The organism is Pseudarthrobacter albicanus (assembly GCF_018224015.1).
In the GTDB taxonomy this organism is placed as follows: Bacteria; Actinomycetota; Actinomycetes; order Actinomycetales; family Micrococcaceae; genus Arthrobacter; species Arthrobacter albicanus.
In genome coordinates this window covers 1-6,186 of the sequence record NZ_JAGPOT010000145.1, presented here as the reverse complement: position 1 = coordinate 6,186, position 6,186 = coordinate 1, and the positions used below count along the sequence as shown (strand labels likewise).

Genomic DNA, 6,186 nt, shown 5'->3' with positions numbered 1-6,186 from the left:
TCCAAATATCCGCGCTGGGCCGCCTCAATTCCTTGCATACACCCAGTCTTAAGGACCACTGCGCGAAGTCCAGCAGGCGCGCCTTAAACCACCCAAATTGTTCAGCGCAGTCCTAGGCGCGGCTGCCGTTGCCGAAGGTCGCGCGATCTGGCCGGAATACCGCCGGTTCATTTCTGATGCGGATCTTGAAGGTGCTCAGATCCAGGTCCGACCCCGCGTAGCGCGGGTCGGGCCTTCAGCCCTAAGCGCGGAGCGATGCGGGCCGGATTCTACCCCAGCGGTGGGCGCTCTTACTGGCACCAAGGGGGCGGAAAACCCGGGAGGCCGGAGTAGGCGTGGCAGCGGCGGAGGATGCTGCCACTCTCTCGCAGTAGCTTCTTGAACTTTCACAAAGAGCAGGACTCCTGCAAAGACCGATGTCATCTCGCAAATCCTCGCGCACGCCAGGGTCTGGCGCGAGGACCGTCTCGCGAGCAAGTGGGAAGATCTTGGCATGACTACTGCTGATGCACCCGATCCGGGCTTGGTGCCGAAGCTTCTGATCACGGATCTCGACAAGAGCCTGGATTTCTGGTGCCGGCTGTGCGGGTTCGCGGTGCTCTATCACCGGCTCCATGAGGGATTCGCCTATATAGCCAGTGGGGCGGCGCACGTCATGCTGGAGCAGGCTGGAGTTGGTCGTAACTGGATCACTGGGCCGCTTGAACGTCCACTCGGGCGCGGGATTAACTTTCAGGTTTCAGTTCCGTCGATCGAGCCGCTCGTGAATGCGCTGGATGCCGGAGGCTGGCCGCTCTGCCTGGCGCCCGAGACTAAGTGGTACAGATCCGGCGAGCACGAAGTCGGCGTCACACAGTTTCTGGTGGCAGATCCCGACGGGTATTTGATTCGGTTCCAGGCGCACCTGGGACGAAGACTTGTCTCTCAAGAGCCGGCATGAGTATCCGCGTAGGATCACGGAGAAGAGGCGGCGGGAACGACAGTTTTGGCGGGTCGTTCCAAAAAATACGGACGTGTGCTCAGCAGGGGTGCGGACAAGGCTGGCCCTAGGTTCAGTAACTGTCCCAGTTCCTAGGTAGTGGGATGCTCAGGACTGGTCCTTTGAACGTGGCGGCAAGCCTCCGAAATCCGTTTCACATCTATTCCCCTAAAGGCGTCCCATGAAAGACGTGCAGACTAACTTTCGGCCTGTGCAACTCGACTGATGCTTCGGTCGTGATGGTTTGGTCTAGCTTCGGTGAGGTGGTCGTTTGGAAACCAGGTTCGACGGTTTCCAAACGCTGAAAGGCAGTTCCCAAACTATGACTTAGGAAACTCGTCCCTTAACTCAGTTTGCTTGAATGGCAGCAGTCCGTCGTCCTTCTCCCTGACGAAACCGTAGAGCTTCTTGAGTTGAGTCTTGTCCGGGATAAGCCCGCGGGCAACACTCTCTTGAAATAACTGCACCGTGCTGAAGCTGGGGATGCCGGCCTTCGTAGCGAGGTCCACGGCGTCCTGGTCATCGATCATGGCTACGACGTCGAGACCGCGCGATTGGAGGACTCGAGCGTGAGCGATCAGTACCATTTCACCACGGTTTTTGCCTGAGCTGAGCATTGACTTAGGGCAGTTGTTCGTTACCCACGCCCAATGGAACTCGTAGTCTTCGTCTTCGTGCCTTTCGGGCGTCACGAGCGTGGTGATGTGCTTTCCGCCGATGACGGCCAGAAGCTTCATTCGGCACGCGGCGAACCGCTTGTCCTTGCCCGACTTGTGCTCTACCTCGTCCACCACTGCGTCTGGAACAACAACGCTGTCGGTCATCGCTTTGAGCGTCTTAAGGTAAAGGTCTGTCGTGTCACTGCGGCCCATAAAGTTCAGGATTGGGCCCGCGTCCAGGATGACTAGTTCACTATGGTCCGTTTGATTGTCGGGTTCGATCGTCACTTGCGGCGGCCGAACCTCGTCGGTGGCAGGGCGGCTGGTTTGGGCTCGATGCCGACTTCGTCCAGTTCGGCTTTAAGATCTGATGAACTCATGCCGCGAATTCTAGCGACCGCTTCCAGCCCTATCAGATTGTTCACATATGCTTCCATGGCTTCTGCCACGATCCGCATCGGAGCTTGGGGCATCATCGCCTTCCGCTGTGAGGCTCGGTGTTCGTCTGACCAGCCGTAGCGGGCAGCTAATTTTCCGGCCGAATAAGATTTCCAGGCGTCCTTCTGGCCTACAGCCAACCATCCGGCATTCTCGAGCTGAATGAGAATCATCATGGGGGAGGCCTCAAAGTATCGCACGAGATGAGCCAGGTCGGCCTCGTTCAACTGCTGGCGCTCTTTGCCGAGGCCTTCAAGGAATTCGGTCACTCCTTGCTGTGGGACCAGCAAATGACGAGCGAAGGTGTCGGCTCGAATTTCTTCGGGGCTCCGGGCACCGCAGTCGATCACGCCGCCGTTGGCGAAGTCTCCCAGTTCGAGATGGCCCACCTCATGAGCAAGAGTGGCTCGTTGACGTTCCGCGGACGTGGTGCAGGCGACTGAGATGATTCGCTGGTGGGTTTCCGGGTCTTGGATAACCATGCCATCCAGTCCGTCGTCCATCTCCACGATCGCTACATCAATGCCAAGGCGACCCTCGATCAGATCGCTCAAGTCGTTGATCGGGGCATTGCCTAGGTCGTAATCACGGCGGAACTTAGCCGCGGCGTTGGCGGCCTTGTCCTCATTGGTCATCGTCATCGTCGGCTTCAGCTATTTAGGCAGGCTGGATGGCCTTGAGGGCGCGGGTCAGGTAGTTGTCCATTTCGAGCAGGTAGAAAAGGTGATCTTTGACCGATTCCGTGTCGGGGTGTTTCCCAATCGCCGTCCGAGCAGCGTATTGCACGCGATCGCGTAGCGGGTGGGTTTCCATGAGGCTCGATTCCGGGCAGCCCAATGCCATGGCGATAGCCGAAAGCTCGTAGGGCTTAACGGCGCGGTCACCGTTTTCGATGCGCGTAATCGTGGATTGGGAGAGGTCGATCTTCTCCTCCAGGGCGCGCTGGGACATCCCATTTTGTGTGCGGTAATGCTTGATGCGGTCGCCTGTCGTCATCGTCATTAGACTCGTCTCCTTGGATTGAACATCGATTTGTGAATCACAGGCTCAATGTTTGATTCAATCTTAGCGCGCGGGTTTGGCGGACGCCAGTTGGTGTGGCAATAACCGCTCCTCGCCGTCCTTAGAAGGCGCGAGGCCGTTCCGCTGAGCAGTGTGGTCCTGATCGTTGGGTGGGTACCCGGGTGTAGTTGCCGATTTAGGAGCTGACGGATTCCGGCCACTCTGCCCGTCGCCATCTCATCAAGGGATCCTTTATCCAGACAGAAGGCCTGGTCTGTCAGTGGTTCGTCGAAGCCCAGCATTCGCGGCAACTCCCTGGACCCGACCTCGTCTCACCTACGTGTCTCACTTGTTCTATTCTCAGCAAGAGGAAATTTGGCCTTTGATGAGCGTAAGGGGGTGGGCATGGGAGTGTCGGATATGCCAGGGTCAGCACCGTGGAGCAGAACGCGGATCTGAATCATGCGGCGTTGAATGCCGCAGGCTGCCACCGGGTCTTCACCGACCCGCCGAACGCCGTCGGCGCCGGGCCTTGGTCCTCCGATACTGAAATTAAGCGTCAGCGGCCCGGGCAGAGCAGACGCGGCGGGAAGGTGAAGGCACTTTAGCAGTCAGATTCCTATGGTTTTCATTCCCGCCGGGTCGTAGCCGTTCCCCCGATGGTGCCGGTACGACGTGGAGATGTGTTCAAATGTATCGTCGTCGAGTGTGATCCGGGCGGCAGCGGGGTTCTCGGCGAAATGGTTCCTGGGCCGGACCGGCGAGGTTATCGGGGGAGTTGCGGTTTTCAGGGTCGGGAGCCTGGTTCTAGCCCCAGTGGCTGACGTCGAGTTCCAGGCGGGTGTCGTTGCCGAGCAGGGCCCTGCCGACGTCGGTGACGGGAATGCTCACATGCCATTGACTGTCGCTGGTGTTTTCGGTTCCCCAGTCGAGCCGGTTAGTTAGTTCTGCCTGATCGGCGATGCGTCCGGGGAGGGTGCTGTTCCATTGCCAGGTAACGGTTCGCGCGGCACCCTCAGCGTCGAGCACGACATCCACGACCAGGGTGTCTTCCCAGTCGCCGATCTGCTCGAGGTGGTCGGCGAAACCCAGGATGCCGCCGGATTCCTTGAGTGAGAGGACCTTCAGGTCCAGTGCGTACCGGCAGACGGGCTGTTCCCGGGGTTGCAGGAAGATCGTCACCAGCGGCACCGGAGACAACGGTGTGGCGAGTTCTTTCGCTTCGGCATTGAGATCCACGGGACAGTAATGATCTGCTGTCTGTTCATGGATTAACACCGGGACCCCGCGCAGGGCCAGACGGACTTCCGCCTGCCAGATGCGGTCTGCCTGGTTTCCGAAGTCCAGCCCGTGCAGACCGACGTCCACCCGTAGGCCGCCGAGAAGAAACCGGCTGAGGTTCTGGTAAGCCTCTTCGGAATTGACCAGCCCGTAACGGCCGGAATGGGAGCGGTGAACGTAGGCACGCGCGGACCCGTAGACGTAAGCGTTGCGGATGGCGACAAGACCATCGCTTTGGACACCCATCAGCGCCGAGGACAAACCCCGCGCCACGGCGTAATCCCCTGCGTTGGTGCCCACAATGCTCAGCACGCGTGCGGGCTTGAACGGACCGATCATGCGCCGCGGGTCCCAGCGACCCGTCCGGGGATCAGTCTCACCCGCAGGGTCATGACCGGCCGGCAGCATGTATCCCTGCATATGATCGGGGGTGAAGACAGCAGAACCCATGGGCCCGAACGTGTTCATGATCCAGCCGCCGACCGGACCTCCCAGTTGTGGATCGATACCCCCATGAGGAGTGCCGATGGTGCACAACTTCGATACGGTTCCGACGGGATCTTCGAGTTCGCGCTGCAAGGCAGTTCTGCAGATCAGGCCACCCATGGAATGCGCAACCAGGTAAACCAGGGGCTCCCCCTGTGTTTTGGAGCGCACCAAGGCAATGAAATCAGCCAAGCCTGTCGCGGCCTGCCCGATATCGTACGGTAGCGGGTCGGCGCCGAAGGTCCCGGAATCGGCATCATAGAACCGGTATACCCAGATTGAATCCGGAGCGAGCTCACCCGGAGCGGCGTCGAGCAGGACTTGCTGCTGGCTGCCGGCCACGGCCAGATTGTAGTTGTGTTCCTTCATTAACCGCAGGAGCGGTCCCTCAAACTGGTAGAACCGGGGCTGGCCTGCGGCACCGACCCGGATGTGGGTCGATCCTTCATTGAAGCCGTAAAACGGATCGTCGACGGCGTCATCGATAGCATTCTGACCACCGGCGAACCCCCGGACATAGACAATTGGAAGTCGCTCACTCATTAGTAGCTCCAGTCCCGCATCATCGCTCATTTTGGCATTGCCGACTGACCCGCACAAGGGAGCGATGACTCATCAAAGATGCCCGCGCAGCAGCTATCGAAGAACCATTAGGGGAGCTTCGTCGCGTAGGCCACTGGCGGGGCATTCTGCGGCTGCCGGAACTGGAGGCCCTGACTTTTTCTTTGCGTCCGGGCCCTACGTGTCAGGCTGGAACGGTACCAGGGGCTCATAGCAAGTCCGTTTAATCGCGTGGGGCGAGAACCAGGAATCCAGTAATCATGTCCAGTCCAGTTTTGAGTGCAGTACGGGAAGATAGTGCTGTGAGTAGTAGTAGTAGTAGTAGTGGTTCCGGACCGCGGGCCGGTGGTCCGCGGTCTCGCCGGTCGTTCACCCCGGCCCAGAAGCTTGAGTTCTTGGCCGCGTACGAGAGCGCGTGTGAGAGCAATGAGGGTGGTGCGTTCCTGCGCACGGAGGGGCTGTATTCCTCGCAGATGACCGAGTGGCGTCGGCTGCGTGACGCCGGTGTCCTGGCCGGGAAGAAGGCCGGCGAATCGATCGGGAAACTCTCGGCGGACCAGGCCGAGAATGCGCGTTTGCGCCGCCAGTTAGAGGTGAGTGAGAGCCGGTTGAAGAAGACCGAGGCAGCCTTGGACCTGATGGGAAAACTGCAGGCGTTCTTAGAGCCTGTTCCTAAACCCCGAAAGGCCTGTGACTGGGCCGTGAGCCGGCGTGGCGGCTTTTAACGTAGTGGAACTCCTGTTAATCCGGTGATTGTTGACGTCGCCGGTTCCCAGGAGT

Annotated in this window: 5 protein-coding genes and 1 pseudogene; 2 read left to right on the top strand and 4 right to left on the bottom strand. The window is 59.4% G+C overall.

What is annotated here, in order from left to right; all coding sequences use genetic code 11:
• Positions 1–493 precede the first annotated feature (493 nt).
• Positions 494–940 carry a bleomycin resistance protein gene (locus J9611_RS20735; protein ID WP_211883012.1) on the top strand — a complete coding sequence of 149 codons (447 nt, stop codon included), beginning with the start codon at positions 494–496 and terminating at the stop codon, positions 938–940.
• 359 nt (positions 941–1,299) lie between these two features.
• Here J9611_RS20735 and J9611_RS20730 read toward each other — a convergent pair whose 3' ends face one another.
• The 4 genes from J9611_RS20730 to J9611_RS20715 all read right to left on the bottom strand — a co-directional run bounded on the left by J9611_RS20730 (position 1,300) and on the right by J9611_RS20715 (position 5,388).
• Positions 1,300–1,926, bottom strand: coding sequence for a PIN domain-containing protein (locus J9611_RS20730; protein ID WP_211883010.1), 627 nt, complete (start codon positions 1,924–1,926; stop codon positions 1,300–1,302).
• Positions 1,923–2,717: an ImmA/IrrE family metallo-endopeptidase gene (locus J9611_RS20725; protein ID WP_211883008.1), complete on the bottom strand. Its 795-nt coding sequence runs from the start codon at positions 2,715–2,717 to the stop codon at positions 1,923–1,925. Before J9611_RS20725 ends, J9611_RS20730 begins: the two co-directional genes overlap by 4 nt.
• 16 nt (positions 2,718–2,733) lie before the next feature.
• Positions 2,734–3,078: a helix-turn-helix domain-containing protein gene (locus tag J9611_RS20720; protein WP_211883006.1), complete on the bottom strand. Its 345-nt coding sequence runs from the start codon at positions 3,076–3,078 to the stop codon at positions 2,734–2,736.
• An 807-nt stretch (positions 3,079–3,885) separates the two neighbouring features.
• Entirely contained in the window at positions 3,886–5,388 is a 1,503-nt protein-coding gene (locus J9611_RS20715; RefSeq protein ID WP_211883005.1) for an esterase/lipase family protein, read from the bottom strand.
• A gap of 320 nt (positions 5,389–5,708) precedes the next feature.
• On the opposite strand from J9611_RS20715, the pseudogene J9611_RS20710 reads away from it, so the two are divergent.
• Positions 5,709–6,053, top strand: a pseudogene (locus J9611_RS20710) (IS3-like element ISAar46 family transposase); the annotation flags it as partial.
• Between the last annotated feature and the right edge of the window lie 133 nt (positions 6,054–6,186).

Excerpts from the sequence above, each read along its gene's own strand:
- J9611_RS20715 (WP_211883005.1), bottom strand. The coding sequence starts at position 5,388 with ATGAGTGAGCGACTTCCAATTGTCTATGTCCGGGGGTTCGCCGGTGGT.
- J9611_RS20735 (WP_211883012.1), top strand. The coding sequence starts at position 494 with ATGACTACTGCTGATGCACCCGATCCGGGCTTGGTGCCGAAGCTTCTG.
- J9611_RS20720 (WP_211883006.1), bottom strand. The coding sequence starts at position 3,078 with ATGACGATGACGACAGGCGACCGCATCAAGCATTACCGCACACAAAAT.
- J9611_RS20725 (WP_211883008.1), bottom strand. The coding sequence starts at position 2,717 with ATGACGATGACCAATGAGGACAAGGCCGCCAACGCCGCGGCTAAGTTC.